This is a genomic window from Tateyamaria sp. 7Alg 36, assembly GCF_059882455.1.
The window spans coordinates 3,497,760-3,511,365 of record NZ_CM187613.1 but is presented as its reverse complement, the minus strand read 5'-3'; the positions used below and the strand labels follow the sequence as shown (position 1 = coordinate 3,511,365).

The 13,606-nt window shown below is 61.4% G+C and carries 15 protein-coding genes and 1 tRNA gene; 10 read left to right on the top strand and 6 right to left on the bottom strand.

The genetic code is table 11. From position 1 onward, the window contains the following. Positions 1-92: 92 nt before the first annotated feature. Positions 93-166: transfer RNA gene (locus AC6GQJ_RS17100), tRNA-Cys, on the bottom strand. 155 nt (positions 167-321) lie between these two features. Here AC6GQJ_RS17100 and AC6GQJ_RS17095 point away from each other — a divergent pair. The 3 genes from AC6GQJ_RS17095 (at position 322) to AC6GQJ_RS17085 (ending at position 3,568) form a co-directional block, all read left to right on the top strand. Continuing rightward, complete coding sequence (locus AC6GQJ_RS17095) at positions 322-975, top strand: protein-L-isoaspartate O-methyltransferase family protein (protein WP_500770452.1); 654 nt, start codon at positions 322-324, stop codon at positions 973-975. Positions 976-1,024: 49 nt separating this feature from the next. After that, entirely contained in the window at positions 1,025-2,437 is a 1,413-nt protein-coding gene (locus AC6GQJ_RS17090) for a TolC family outer membrane protein (protein WP_500770450.1), read from the top strand. Positions 2,438-2,512: 75 nt separating this feature from the next. Beyond that, positions 2,513-3,568, top strand: a complete 1,056-nt coding sequence (locus AC6GQJ_RS17085) for a hypothetical protein (protein WP_500770448.1) — start codon at positions 2,513-2,515, stop codon at positions 3,566-3,568. A gap of 104 nt (positions 3,569-3,672) precedes the next feature. On the opposite strand, the gene thyX is transcribed toward AC6GQJ_RS17085, so the two are convergent. Further along, positions 3,673-4,587, bottom strand: a complete 915-nt coding sequence (thyX, locus tag AC6GQJ_RS17080) for an FAD-dependent thymidylate synthase (RefSeq protein ID WP_500770446.1) — start codon at positions 4,585-4,587, stop codon at positions 3,673-3,675. Between the two features lie 208 nt (positions 4,588-4,795). On the opposite strand from thyX, the gene AC6GQJ_RS17075 reads away from it, so the two are divergent. The 5 genes from AC6GQJ_RS17075 to AC6GQJ_RS17055 all read left to right on the top strand — a co-directional run bounded on the left by AC6GQJ_RS17075 (position 4,796) and on the right by AC6GQJ_RS17055 (position 9,127). After that, on the top strand, positions 4,796-5,779 hold the full coding sequence (locus AC6GQJ_RS17075) for a hypothetical protein (protein ID WP_500770444.1): 984 nt from the start codon (positions 4,796-4,798) through the stop codon (positions 5,777-5,779). Positions 5,780-5,783: 4 nt separating this feature from the next. Beyond that, complete coding sequence (locus AC6GQJ_RS17070; protein ID WP_500770442.1) at positions 5,784-7,166, top strand: tetratricopeptide repeat protein; 1,383 nt, start codon at positions 5,784-5,786, stop codon at positions 7,164-7,166. 91 nt (positions 7,167-7,257) lie between these two features. Then, complete coding sequence (locus AC6GQJ_RS17065; RefSeq protein ID WP_500770440.1) at positions 7,258-7,686, top strand: VOC family protein; 429 nt, start codon at positions 7,258-7,260, stop codon at positions 7,684-7,686. Beyond that, a complete protein-coding gene (locus tag AC6GQJ_RS17060; protein WP_500770438.1) occupies positions 7,680-8,381 on the top strand; it encodes a DUF1194 domain-containing protein in 702 nt (233 codons plus the stop codon). Before AC6GQJ_RS17065 ends, AC6GQJ_RS17060 begins: the two co-directional genes overlap by 7 nt. Then, positions 8,378-9,127: a DUF1194 domain-containing protein gene (locus AC6GQJ_RS17055; protein ID WP_500770436.1), complete on the top strand. Its 750-nt coding sequence runs from the start codon at positions 8,378-8,380 to the stop codon at positions 9,125-9,127. The genes AC6GQJ_RS17060 and AC6GQJ_RS17055 overlap by 4 nt, the downstream gene beginning before the upstream one ends. A 9-nt stretch (positions 9,128-9,136) precedes the next feature. On the opposite strand, the gene AC6GQJ_RS17050 is transcribed toward AC6GQJ_RS17055, so the two are convergent. The 3 genes from AC6GQJ_RS17050 to AC6GQJ_RS17040 all read right to left on the bottom strand — a co-directional run bounded on the left by AC6GQJ_RS17050 (position 9,137) and on the right by AC6GQJ_RS17040 (position 10,395). Next, entirely contained in the window at positions 9,137-9,658 is a 522-nt protein-coding gene (locus AC6GQJ_RS17050) for a MarR family winged helix-turn-helix transcriptional regulator (protein ID WP_500770434.1), read from the bottom strand. Between the two features lie 61 nt (positions 9,659-9,719). After that, complete coding sequence (locus tag AC6GQJ_RS17045; protein ID WP_500770432.1) at positions 9,720-10,004, bottom strand: succinate dehydrogenase assembly factor 2; 285 nt, start codon at positions 10,002-10,004, stop codon at positions 9,720-9,722. After that, the gene (locus AC6GQJ_RS17040) at positions 9,997-10,395 is read right to left on the bottom strand and encodes a helix-turn-helix domain-containing protein (protein WP_500770430.1); all 399 of its coding nucleotides are present in this window, start codon (positions 10,393-10,395) and stop codon (positions 9,997-9,999) included. The genes AC6GQJ_RS17045 and AC6GQJ_RS17040 overlap by 8 nt, the downstream gene beginning before the upstream one ends. Before the next feature lie 108 nt (positions 10,396-10,503). Here AC6GQJ_RS17040 and AC6GQJ_RS17035 point away from each other — a divergent pair, with 108 nt between their 5' ends. Next, on the top strand, positions 10,504-11,706 hold the full coding sequence (locus tag AC6GQJ_RS17035) for a pyridoxal phosphate-dependent aminotransferase (protein WP_500770428.1): 1,203 nt from the start codon (positions 10,504-10,506) through the stop codon (positions 11,704-11,706). Positions 11,707-11,716: 10 nt separating this feature from the next. Next, positions 11,717-12,121 carry a hypothetical protein gene (locus AC6GQJ_RS17030; RefSeq protein ID WP_500770426.1) on the top strand — a complete coding sequence of 135 codons (405 nt, stop codon included), beginning with the start codon at positions 11,717-11,719 and terminating at the stop codon, positions 12,119-12,121. 60 nt (positions 12,122-12,181) lie between these two features. On the opposite strand, the gene AC6GQJ_RS17025 is transcribed toward AC6GQJ_RS17030, so the two are convergent. Beyond that, positions 12,182-13,567, bottom strand: coding sequence for an MATE family efflux transporter (locus AC6GQJ_RS17025; protein WP_500770424.1), 1,386 nt, complete (start codon positions 13,565-13,567; stop codon positions 12,182-12,184). Between the last annotated feature and the right edge of the window lie 39 nt (positions 13,568-13,606).

The following is a 13,606-nucleotide window of genomic DNA, read 5'->3' as shown; positions in this document are numbered from 1 at the left end:
TGTGTACGATTTGTGTACAGACGTGAAAAGCAAAAAAACCGGCTTAATATGCCGGTTTTTATATGCTTAACCACTAAATGTTGTGGAAAATTTGGAGGCGAGTACCGGAATCGAACCGGTGTACACGGATTTGCAATCCGCTGCGTAACCACTCCGCCAACTCGCCATCCGTGGTGCGAGGGCTGCGATAGCCCATCTATTGGACACGTGCAAGACGACATCTGCGCGAAACTCGTAAATACACGCGCAAGCGCGTTGCTCATGGGGCGTGGATGTGGCACATCTAGGTATAGGATTCTGAACGAACGAGTTTAGTAAAATATGACGAACTTCACTGCACGCCGTACAATGATGGTCGACACGCAAGTGCGCCCTTCCGATGTGACGAAATTTCCCATCATCGACGCCATGTTGTCGGTCAAGCGCGAAGATTTCGTGCCCTCCGCCAAACGCGAGGCGGCCTATATGGGCGAGAATATCGGCCTCGGCGATGGCCGCGTCGTGCTTGAGCCGCGCACGCTGGCCAAGATGCTGGATGCGCTGGACATCCAGCAGGATGAACTGGTCCTCGATATCGGGGCGGCGCTTGGCTATTCCTCGGCGGTGATCGGACATATGGCGCAGGCGGTTGTCGCGTTGGAAGAAGACGCCGACATGGCGCATGAGGCCGAAGAAGGCCTTGTCGCGGCCGGCATGGACAACGTGATCGTGCACACCGGCCCGCTGAACGAAGGCGCCAGCGCGCACGGCCCCTATGACGTGATCCTCGCGCAAGGCGGTGTCAGTCACGTGCCCGACGCGATCCTTGCACAGTTGAAAGACGGCGGGCGCATGGCCTGCATCTTCATGGACGGGGCCTTGGGCGAAGTGCGCATCGGCTACAAGCTGGACGGACGCATGAACTGGCGTCGGTCCTTCAACGCAGGCGCGCCGATCCTTGTCGGCTTTGAAAAACACGACGCATTCCAACTCTAGCAGACGAATAATGCGCGGCAAAACGCGCAGACACGAAAAGGGCGACATCATGAGCAGATCAGGACGCAGTCGTAATTGGCGATTCAGTGCGGCGGCTTTGTCGTTGCTGGTTACCTTCAGCGCGCCGATGGCATCGGCGGACACGTTGGCAGACGCCCTTGTCGGCGCCTATACCCATAGCGGATTGCTGGACCAGAACCGCGCTCTGCTGCGCGCCGCCGACGAAGACGTCGCGATTGCGGGGGCCAACCTGCGCCCGATCATCGCGTGGTCTGCGGGCGTGACGCGCACGTTTGGCGACACCACCACCCTGACCCGTCAGGACGCCGGATCGACTGTTGCGAACCTTGGGTTGAACGCGACGCTGCAACTCTTTGACGGCGGTGCCGATGCGGCACGGATCGAGGCGAGCAAGGAAGCGGTTCTTGCCACCCGCGCCAACCTGCTGGCGGTTGAACAGGCGATCCTGCTGCGCGCTGCCGTGGCCTATTTCAACGTGGGCCGCCAACAGGAATTCGTTTCCCTGCGCCGCAATAACCTGCGCCTGCTGCAACAGGAATTCCGCGCCGCACAGGACCGTTTCGAAGTGGGCGAAGTGACCCGCACCGATGTGGCACTGGCCGAGGCCGCCGTGGCGCAAGCCCGCAGCAACCTTGCCGATGCGCAGCGTGATCTGGCTCAAGCTCAGGCGGAATATACCAACGCCGCAGGGCGCAAACCCGGCCCGCTGGCTGGCCTGCCCCGCCTGCCCCAGACCACAACGGACGTGAACAGCGCCCAAGCCGTGGCCGTGCGCAACCACCCCGAGATGGACGAGGCCCGCCGTCAGGTCGCCGCAAACGAATTGCTGGTAACCGCTGCTGCCGCCGATACCTCCCCCGTTGTGCAACTGACCGGATCGCTTGGCCTGCGCGAGAATCTGGGATCGCGCACCGACTCGCAGACCGGCACGGTCGGGGTCGAAGTCTCCGGCCCGATCTATCAGGGCGGACGGTTGAGCGCGAACGAACGCCGCGCCATGGCTGTGCGCGACGCCTCGCGCGGGAACCTGCACAATGTGCGCCATAACGTGCAACAGGATGTGGTGACCGCGATTTCCAACCTTGTCGCCGCCCGCGCCAGCCTTGCCGCCTCGGATCGCCAGATCCGTGCGGCCCGCGTCGCCTTCCAAGGTGTCCGCGAAGAGGCGACATTGGGTGCGCGCACCACACTGGATGTGCTGGATGCCGAACAGAACCTGCTGGACGCGGAAACCAACCGCATTTCCGCGCAGGCCGACCAGTATATCGCGTCCTACCAAGTGCTCGAATCCATGGGGATGCTGACGGCGCAACGCCTCGGCCTGCCTGTGCAAATCTATGACCCAGCGGCCTATTACAATCTGGTCAAGGACAGCCCTGCAAAGCGGTCCAAGCAAGGCAAGCAACTCGATAAAGTCCTGCGCGCCCTGCAAGCCGATTAAGGGTTTCACCACAGTGTTGTGCGACTCTGCGCAGCGGGGTAGACTATGTGGTGAGGCTGAGAGTGGTAAAAGTTTATGTCTGATCCGATGACCAACACCGAGGTGGAGGACGTTCTCGCGTCGATCCGTCGCCTTGTCTCTGATGACACGCGCGCGGTGCCTGCGGCAGCGGCCAAGCCGAAAAGCGACCGTTTGGTGCTGACCCCTGCCCTGCGGGTGGATGATGAGGCTGTGAAAGCCGATGAGGTGAAGGTCGAGGAGGAAGCGCCCGAGGCTGAGGTAGAAGCCGAGGCTGCTGACGACGATTTTGAAGCAGATGCGTTTGATGACGGGGATGACGCCGAAGGTGCCGATTCCCTGACCGCCTTTGCCACCGTCGCTTTTTCGAAAAAGCCCACCGAAGCGCCACAGGTCGACAGCGATGAGGTCGAAGCGGAAGCCGAGGATGACGACGCAGAAGCGGATGACATCGAGGCCGAAGACGAATCCGACGACCACGACGAGGCACCATTCGATGACGCGGAAGAGGAAGACAGCTCTGCCTCCGTCCTCGTTCTGCATCCCGAGCCCAGCGACGCTGTACGCGAAAGCCTTGCAGAGGTTCTGAATGACGAGGCGCAGACCTTTGAGTTCGCCGAGGCGCAGGACTCCCCTGCCCCCGAAGATGACGAAGACACCGAGCAGGATGCGCCAGCGGCTGAATACGCGCCCGAACCGCCCATGCCCGGAAGTGACGAACGTATCCTCCCGACCCTCAGCCTGAGCGAGAAGATCGCGACGCTGGAAACGCTGGTTGGTAAACGGCGCGACAACTTCGAACCCGATGACGCGGGCGAGGATCCCTATGCCGGTACCCGCGCCCCCGCGATGGAATGGGAAGACGCCGACGACGCGCCGGAATACAGCGCCTATGCCGACGCGAACACCGACGATGACGAGCGCACTGCGCAAAAGCCCCAGATTTTCGCAACGGACGAGGATGTGCTGGACGAAGAAGCCCTGCGCGAACTGGTCAGCGATATCGTGCGCGAAGAGCTACAGGGTGCCTTGGGCGAACGCATCACGCGCAATGTCCGCAAACTGGTGCGCCGTGAAATCCACCGCGCTTTGGCCGCGCAGGAACTGGAATAAGAAAATCGCGCGTACCCTTCGGCGCGCGCGATCTGTTTTCTCTTAAACACTCCCTAAGCAATCGCAGGCACGGCGGCATATGGCCCCCGTGCCTTTTTTGATGCTCAAGCGGTGCGGCCCAATGTGCCCATGAACTCGCGCCATTCGCCCTTGCTCATCCCCGAAGATTCTTGCGTTACATCCTCGCCCTTCAACATGCGCTGGATGCACTCTAGCGCCGTGGCGGACAGGGTCGCGCCGCCCATGCGGTAATCCTCGAAGGCGCCATAGGCGGCGGGCACCCAATCCTTGACCATCTCGGCAATCGCATCCGCATAGACGCGGATTTCGTACTGCGCATGGGCATCGGCCCGCAGGCGCAGGAAGTGGAACAGGTTGTGCAGATCGACCTTCCAGTACCACTGGGTATAGATGTTGGTGGGCAGGTTCATACGCGCCAGCTCCCGCGCCAGCCCCTGCTGCCCCTCGTCCGAGATCATCGATTCATAGTTGTCATAGGCACGGTTGGCATCGGTCTTGAGGATCTCGAGAACGCGCTCCGCCTCGGCCCCTTCCAGAACCGCGCCGCGCCCTTGGTTGTTCACCACCGACTGCGCGTTCAGCGCATCAGGCTGCGGGATATAGAACTCGCGATCAAGGATCGAATAGCGCGCCGAATATTCGTTCACATTGGCGGTGCGGTGACGGATCCACTGGCGCGCCACAAACACCGGCAGCTTCACGTGCAGCTTGATCTCGCACATCTCGAACGGGGTCGAATGCCAGTGCCGCATCAGATAGCGGATCAAACCCGCATCGTTCTGCACCGACTTGGTGCCCTTGCCATAGCTGACCCGCGCCGCCTGACAGATCGCGGAATCGTCGCCCATATAGTCGATGACCCGCACGAACCCGTGATCCAGAACGGGGCGCGCATGATACAGATGCGCTTCCATCGCCGGAACCGTGGCACGCAGCGTCGGCTGAGGGGTCGCCCGCAGGTTTTCGATTTCGGCAAGCTGTTCGGGCTCAAGCGGCATAGCGGCGTCCTTTATCCACAGAATCTATCAAGCCCTGACTTTATCTTGTGGATCGTGATCCGTGAACCGCAATATAGGGGTTGGCTTTGTGCAACGCGCCGCATGCATCGTCACACTATCCCAAGGATTTCGTTGACTTTTGGCCCCCGTAGGCAGAGTTTTGGCTGCAACGAGGCAGTAAAAATAAACCGCAAAAGGTTTTTCAGGCATGAAACGGACAGCAGCAGTATGCGCGCTCGCCCTTGGGCTTGTGGCGTGTGGGGATGGGAATCCATTCACAACTCCGGTCACGGACGGGGACACCACCACAGGGGGCGGCACAGAAGACACCAATGTGCCCGAAAGCATCCTTAACGATATCGACCGGATCAGCTTTGACGCCGACAGCAACACGCTGACGGTCGAGGGTCTGACGCAGGACGGCGTGCCGCTGGTGAACGCCTATCGGCCCATCGCGAACACTTTTGCCCCCGGTTACACGACCTTTACTGGCCAGAATGACCCGCTGGGCCGACACGCCACCGCATTTGTCGCCAGCCGCGAGGGCATTCAGGGCGGCGTTGTGATGACCGGCAGCCAGTTCAACCGCTTTTTCGGCGGATCCTTTTTCGAACGCACCGGTACCTATACTGCCCCAACCTCGCCTGACAGCCGTTTTGACGTTACCTATTACGGCAACTACGCAGGCGGTCTGAACCTGCCCGGACCGGCGACCGACATTCTGACCCCACAACCCGGCCTTGATCCCGATGTCGATTTACCAACACAGACCGCCTATGTGCGCGGGCTGATGTTTGTGAACGTCGATTTGAACGATATGTCGGTCGAGGGACAGATTTATAACCGTACGGGCGTGTTCTCGGCCAATCCCGACGGCTCTCTGGCCAGTTCCAGCCTGCCGGATGAAGGGTTCCTGGACCTGCCCGACATCATTCTGATCGCGGGCGAGTTGACCAATGACGGCACGTTCTCGGGCGACCTCGAAGTGGCTGGCAATGTCGGACAGGACATCGGCGATTTCGCAGGTGTCATCGGCGGACCGGATGGCAGCGCAATGGCGGGCGGCACCACGCTGTCCGAATTTGATGACCGTATCGAGAACGAGATCGAATACGGCGTCTTCGTGCTGGACCTGTGCGTGGCCGGAAATACCGATCCGATCTGTACCAACGCAACCCAACCCCAACCCTAAGCCGATGAAACGCGCGCTTCTGGCTGCTGCGCTGGCCCTGTCTGCGACAATGGCGACACCGCAGGACCAACCGGATGTCCCGACAGCGACCCTGACGCTGGACGAGGCACGCGGGGTGGCGCGGCGCGCGCTTTATGCGGGTGAATTCGAACTCGCGCGTCAGTTGGCCATGGGCCTGCTGGACGCCGACGAAACCGACCCCTTTGCCTATGGGGTGCTGGCCGCTGCGCACAGCCGCATGAACGATCCCCGCCTTGCCCGTGCGGCGGCGCGCCTGTCCTATAAATACGCCAAATCCCCGCCGCAGAAATTCGGCGCCGCCCGTACCGCTGCCAGCATCGCCTTCCAGCAAGAGCGCCCTACCCGTTCCCAAGCATGGCTGCGCCTTGCCGCGACCCATGCGGATACGGAACAACAGGAAAAGCTTCTGTCGCGCGATTACGCACGGGTGCGCGCCGCCAATCCGCTGCGGTTCAACATCAACGCCTCGCTTGCGCCGTCCGACAATGTGAACAACGGCACCGATAACGTGCTTGAGGTAATCAATGGCGTGCCGACCCTCGGCTTTTATCGGGGTGGGTCGCGGGCGCTGTCTGGCACGGTTGGCACCTTTGACATCCAGGCGCGCTATCGCCTGAACCAGACCGCCACGTCCCACACGCAGGCCCATGCGCGGCTTTATACGCGGCGCGTCGCGCTGTCTTCCTCTGCCCGTGCCATCGCGCCCGGCCTACGCAACAGCGACTTTGCCTCGACCTATGCCGAGGTCGGCCTGCGCCACCAGTTTGCTTTGGGCGCGCAAGGCAACTCCCTGTCCCTCGGCGGGGCGGTCGGGGCCAGTTGGTCGGGCGGCGAGGCGAGCTATGACTTTGCCAAGATGAACGTGGCGCGTGGCATGCGTATCGCCCCTGCAACGCAACTGACCCTGAACGCCGGTGTAGAACGGCGCATGTCGACCCAGTCCAACATCCGCGACACCGATGTTGTGACCCTTGGCGCGCAGATCGGGCACAAGTTGCAGCGCGGCGACCGCATCAATCTGGGCGTCACGATGCAGACCGTGTCGGGCGCGTTCATCAATGCGGACTACCAAACCGCCAGCCTGCGAGCGAGCTATGCGTTCGGCAAGAAGCTTGGCCCCGCCCATATCACCACTGGGTTGACCGTGGGCTATACCGACTATGACACCTATCTGCTGGTCAATCCGGTTGCAGGCGGGCGGCAGGACATGTCCGTTTACGGCGATGTGTCCCTGTTCTTTGCCGATTACGACTTTGCCGGTTTCGCCCCGACGGTCCAGCTGCGCAGCGGGCAACGGTCTTCCAACGTTAACCGCTTTGATATCAGCGAAACGACGATCAGCCTTGGCATCCAGTCCAAATTCTAGATCAAGGATTTTAGATCGCGACGGCTCTGGCCCTGCCCGCGCGGCGTGATAGGTTGCACCCCGAACAGTGCAACAAAAAGGAAGTCACGCCATGCCTCTCAAATACCTCCACACCATGGTTCGGGTCAAAGACCTCGATGCCTCGATGGCGTTCTACAAGCTGCTCGGGCTGGAAGAGACCCGCCGCATGGACAGCGAACAGGGCCGGTTTTCCCTGATTTTCCTCGCCCCTCCCGGACAGCCGGAATGCCCTGTCGAACTGACCTATAACTGGGACGGCGACGAAGGTCTGCCGGATGACAGCCGCCATTTCGGCCATCTGGCCTATAGCGTCGACAACATTTACGAGACGTGCCAGCACCTGATGGACAACGGCGTTACCATCAACCGCCCCCCGCGCGACGGCCACATGGCCTTTGTCCGCTCGCCCGACAATGTCTCGATCGAGCTTTTGCAGGCCGGTGACAGCCTCGCCCCTGCCGAGCCTTGGGCCAGCATGGAAAACACAGGTCATTGGTAAGGCTCGCGGCCCTTCTGACGCTCTGTGCGGTGGCCTCTCCGGCCTCCGCATGCCGTCTGGCGCTGTTACTGGCGCTGGATGTGTCCTCTTCGGTGGATGCGACAGAAGACCAACTGCAACGGGGCGGGCTTGTGTCCGCCCTCACAGCGCCGTCGGTTCAGGCGGCGTTTTTTGCCACGGATGCGCCCGTTGCGCTCGCGGCATATGAATGGTCGGGGCGCTATAACCAGCAGATCATTCTGGACTGGATCCTGATCGACAGCCCTGCGGCGCTCCTCTCTGCTGCCGAGGTGATCGCGGCAAGCAAGCGCAGCCATAACGAATTCCCCACCGCCATGGGCTATGCTTTGGGCTTTGGCGCGGACATGCTGGCCCGCGCGCCCGACTGCCTGCACCGCACACTCGACATGGCCGGAGACGGGCAGAACAACGAAGGGTTCGGCCCCCGCCTTGCCTATCGCGAGTTCGACTTTGCCGATGTGACCGTGAACGGGTTGGTCGTGAATGCGGCCGAGTTCGCCTCGGAAACGCAACTGATTGAATTCTACCGCGATCAGGTGCTGTGGGGGCCAGGTGCCTTTATGGAAGTGGCGCAAGGGTTCGAGGATTACGAACGCGCCATGCAGCGCAAGCTGGAACGGGAACTGACCCCGCCCGTTCTGGGGGCGCGGCCCATGCCGCGATCCGCCGGATGAGGCGGCTGGGGGCGATACTGCTGACCCTCGGGCTGGGCCTGCATGCCGGCCTGTCCCACGCGGCCTGCCGTCAGGCGCTGGCCCTTGGTCTTGATGTTTCGGGGTCGGTGGATGCGCGCGAATACCGGTTGCAGATGGATGGCCTCGCCGCAGCGCTGGACAGTGGCAAGGTGCGTCAGGCCCTGATGATCATGCCCGACACGCCGGTGCATCTGCTGGTTTACGAGTGGAGCGGACCGGAAGACCCCACTGTGATCTTGCCATGGACGGCCGTTACCGGCCCGCTGGTTCTGGATGCGATCATCGCGCAATTGCGCGGGGTCGAGCGGCGGCAATCCACCCCCGGTACGGCGCTTGGGCTGGCCATGCGCACAGGGGTCGCCCATCTGAAAGAACGCTCAGACTGTTGGAAGCTGACGCTGGATCTGTCGGGCGACGGTAAATCGAACCTTGGCCCCCGCCCTGTCGATGTGAAGCCCGAAATCGAACCCACCGGCATCACCATCAACGCGCTGGTGATCGGGTCGGACACGCAGGGCCAAGGCGAACAAGCCCAGCCCGAAATTCCCGCCATCGCCGCCTACTATCAGGCCAATGTCATCGTGGGGCAAAACAGCTTTGTGGAGACCGCGATTGGCTTTGGCGATTACGCCGCCGCGATGGAACGCAAACTGGAGCGGGAGTTGGAAACTCTGATCCTTGGAGATGTACAGGACCGCACGGGATCGCACCGCGTGTCGCCCTGACCGCCTGCCTTAGTAAATATACCTGATCTGGTCGCTCCAGTACCGCTCCATCCGTTTCAGCGATGCGGTAATCTCGACGATGCCTTCGGGGCCAAGCACCCCTTTGGCCTGCAATCCGTCCGCATGGCGCAGGAACAGTTCGGCCACCACGTCGCGGATATGCCGCCCCTGTTCGGTCAGTTTGACGCGGACCGACCGGCGGTCGATCTCGCAGCGCTGGTGGTGCATATAGCCCATTTCGACCAGCTTTTTCAGGTTATAGCTGACATTCGAACCCTGATAATACCCACGGCTTTTCAACTCGCCCGCCGTCACCTCGTTGTCGCCGATATTGAACAGCAGCAATGCCTGCACCGCGTTAATCTCGAGCACGCCAACGCGTTCGAATTCATCCTTGATCACATCCAGCAGCAACCGGTGCAACCGTTCGACCAGCGACAAAGCCTCAAGATAACCCAGCATAAAGCTGGCATCATTACGGGTTTTGTTCGCCAAGCCGGACGGCTGGCCGATTGGATCCTGTATGCTCATCCGCTCTCTCCGGCTCATTACGTTCGCCGACACAAGATGCGGTTGATTCGGAAATATTAGGTTAAGCGCCAAAATCGCTGGGCTTCTTGCCCTGAAACGTCTTGGAAATATCTGAAATCAAATCGGAAAATGCCGCTGGTGCGGCTTCCTGCCCCGTCACCCAGCGGATCAGGTCCTGATCGTTCTCATTCAGCAGCGCGTCATAGGTATCCAGTTGACCGCCATCCATGGCCGACAGGTTCTGCCCCGCATAGGCGGTCAGGATCAAATCCATCTCCTTGATCCCGCGCCGCATGGACCGCATTTGCAGGCGTTTCAGACGGTGCTCGCGCAACTCCTCACTCATCGGCAGGCCCTTCCAGCGTTGCGCGCATCCGTTTCTCAAGACGCGCCACCTGTTCGGCCCGCGCCAGAAGATCCCCGCGCAGATCGCGCAATTCGGTCAGGATTGCACGGGTTTCGTCTGTCAAAGGTGTGGTGTCGATGGGCACGCTCAGCCCCTCGCCTTCGCCGTTGATCAACCACATCATCGAAACGTTCAGCAATCCGGCCATCATCGACAGGCGGTTGGCGCGCGGCTCGCTCAGGTCGTTTTCCCATGCGCGCAGCGTCGCAACCCGCACGCCCAGCCGTTTAGCGAGCTGTTTTTGCGTCATTCCTGCGGCTTCACGGGCGGCAGCAACGCGGTCGCCAAAGGTGGCTGCATCTGCGCCGTACCAGTCTTGGGTGTCGTCCATTGTCGGTCTCCTGACTGCTTTTCATGGTTGAAGCGTCAAATACTTGCCCGCGAAGGGCGTGACGCCTATGACAGATCGCGAACCCCTTTTAGCGAGGCCATGGCCAAGATGACATTCCTTTCCGCGACGCTTGACCGCGTCAAACCGTCCCCGACCATCGCTGTAACCACAAAAGCGGCCGAATTGAAGGCCGCAGGGCGCGATGTGATCGGCCTTGGCGCGGGCGAGCCGGACTTTGACACGCCGCAGACAATCAAGGATGCCGCCGTTGTTGCCATCGCTTTGGGCAAAACGAAATATACCGCCGTCGACGGCATTCCGGAACTGAAACAGGCCATCGTGGACAAGTTCAAGCGCGACAACAGCCTTGATTACACCACCGCGCAGGTCACTGTCGGAACGGGCGGCAAGCAGGTGCTTTACAACGCCTTCATGGCCACCCTGAACCCCGGTGACGAGGTGATCGTGCCCGCGCCCTATTGGGTCAGCTATCCCGACATGGTGCTGCTATCCGGTGGCACGCCGGTTACGGTCGCATGCGGTATTGAAACCGCCTTCAAGATGACACCCGAACAGCTTGAGGCCGCGATCACCCCCAAGACTAAGTGGCTGATCTTTAACTCTCCTTCCAACCCAACCGGCGCCGGTTACAGCCGTGACGAGTTGAAGGCCCTGACCGACGTGCTGGTGCGCCATCCACATGTCTGGGTGATGTCGGATGATATGTACGAACACCTTGCCTATGACGGGTTCAAATTCTGCACCCCTGCCGAGGTTGAACCCAAGCTGTATGACCGCACCCTGACCGTGAACGGCGTCAGCAAGGCCTATGCGATGACCGGCTGGCGCATCGGCTATGCCGCAGGCCCGGAGCCGCTGATCCGCGCCATCCGCAAGGTCCAGTCGCAATCCACCTCGAACCCCTGTTCGATCAGCCAGTGGGCAGCGGTAGAGGCGCTGAACGGGCCGCAGGATTTCCTTGCCCCCAATAACGAGATGTTCGTGCGCCGCCGCAATCTGGTGGTCGAGATGCTGAACGCGATTGACGGCATGGAATGCCCCGTCCCCGAAGGCGCGTTCTATGTCTATCCGTCGATTAAGGGCCTGATCGGCAAGACCAGCGCGGCAGGCACCAAGATCACCGATGATGAGGTCTTTGCCACCGCCCTGCTTGAGGAAACCGGCGTTGCGGTCGTCTTTGGCGCGGCCTTTGGCGTCTCGCCGAACTTCCGCGTCAGCTATGCGACCTCGGATGCGGCGCTAAAAGAGGCGTGCACGCGTATCCAGACCTTCTGCGCCAACCTCACATAACGGAAACAAGATGAGCACCGAACTGCCCGAATATTATTTTCGTGTGCGCGAAAACGGGGCCGCTGTGTTCCGCGTGGACACGGAAAACCGCCAGCGCCGGATCGAGATGGACCAGATCGCCATGGTCAACATCCGCAACGGAGAGATCAAACCCCATGGCGATCGCGCCCTGAGCGAGGCGGACCTGAACCGGATCCGCGCATGGATGGAAGAACGCGCCGAGGTGCTGGCGCATCGCGACATCGACGACATCCACCGTGCGGTGGACTACCTCAACCTCACCACGCAGTGGGCGCAATCGCGCGCCACGGATGAACAGCTTGACCTTGTGACGGATGCGTTGCTGCTGGCCATGCATGATCTGCGTTCGGTTCTGGTGCGCAAAAAGGCCGACCGCATTCTGGGCAAGAAATAAGCGCGCATTCCGCATGCAAGGGACGGCGGGCGGGGCGCATTTGCGGCCCCGCAAGGGGCCTTACACAGCGTGCCCGTTGGCCTCGGCCCGCTTTTCAAGACGTGGCAGGCACACGCGCCAGAACCTGTGCATCAACAGTACGCTCGCCACGGCCAGACCGACCACAAGGCCCAGCCACACGCCAACCCCGCCCCAGCCAAAAACAAAGCCGAGAACATAGGACACCGGTATCCCGATGCCCCAATAGGACACGCCCGCCAGCACCATCGGCATCCGCGCATCCTGAAGCCCGCGCAGCAGCCCAAGCGCCACAACCTGCGCCCCGTCCACAAGCTGGAACAGCGCGGCAAGGGCCAGCAGCACAACACCGATGGCGACCACATCGTCGCTCGCCTCTTGTGCGGAATCCATAAAGACCCAGATCAGCGTTTCGGGCACCGTGACGAACAGCACGATGGTCGCAAGGGCCATCAGCAGGCTCATCACCAGCACGGTGTGCGCGCCAAGCCGCATGTTGACCAGATCGCGCCGCCCATAGGCATTGCCCGCACGGATCGTCGCCACATTGCCCAGCCCCAGATGCACCATGAACGTGATCGAGGCGAGTTGGATCGCGATCCCGTGCGCCGCCAGCGGCACCGTGCCAAGCCAGCCCATCATCACCGCCGTGGCGGCAAACAGCCCCACCTCGCTGAGCGTGGTCAGGCCAATGGGCCAGCCAAGGCGGAACACCCGCCCCATCATTTCGAAATCGGGACGCCAGAGGCGCACCAGAATGGCATGTTCGGGCAGCACGATCAGCGCATAGGCGACGCTGCCCACAAGCATGACGACATGCGTAGACACCGAGGCGACAGCCGCCCCCGCGATCCCCATTTCGGGCGCGCCCCAGTTGCCGAAGATAAACGCATAGTTGGCCAGCCCGTTCACCAGCGCCGCTGCCAGCGTGATCCACAGCACCACCTGCGTGCGCTCCAGCGCGGCGAGATAGCTTTTGAAGGTCATGACGATCAGCGCAGGCAGAATTCCCCAGCCCGCAATCTGCAAATAGGCGGCACCGTCGCGCGCGACCTGTTCGCTTTGCCCAAGCGCCAGCAAGATCGCTTCCGACCAGATCATCAGCGGCATCGCAAGAATGCCAAAACCAAGGCTTAGCCATAGCCCCATACGGGTGGCGCGGCGCAGGGCGATTTCGTCCCCTTCGGCGTGGTACGACGCGACCATGGGCATCACCGCCCAGGCAAAGCCCGATCCCATCAGGAACAGCACGAAAAAGAACGAGCCAGCCACGGTCATGGCGGCCAGTTCCTCGACCCCGTAGCGGCCCAGCATCACCGTGTCGGTGACACCAATCGCAACAGACCCAAGGTGCCCGCCAATAAGAGGCAGACCCAGAACAAGCGTCGCGCGGGCATGGGCGGGATATGGCATAGGTGGTGTGGACATATCAGTCCCTTACGCCTGAGGGCGCGGGTTGGAAAGACC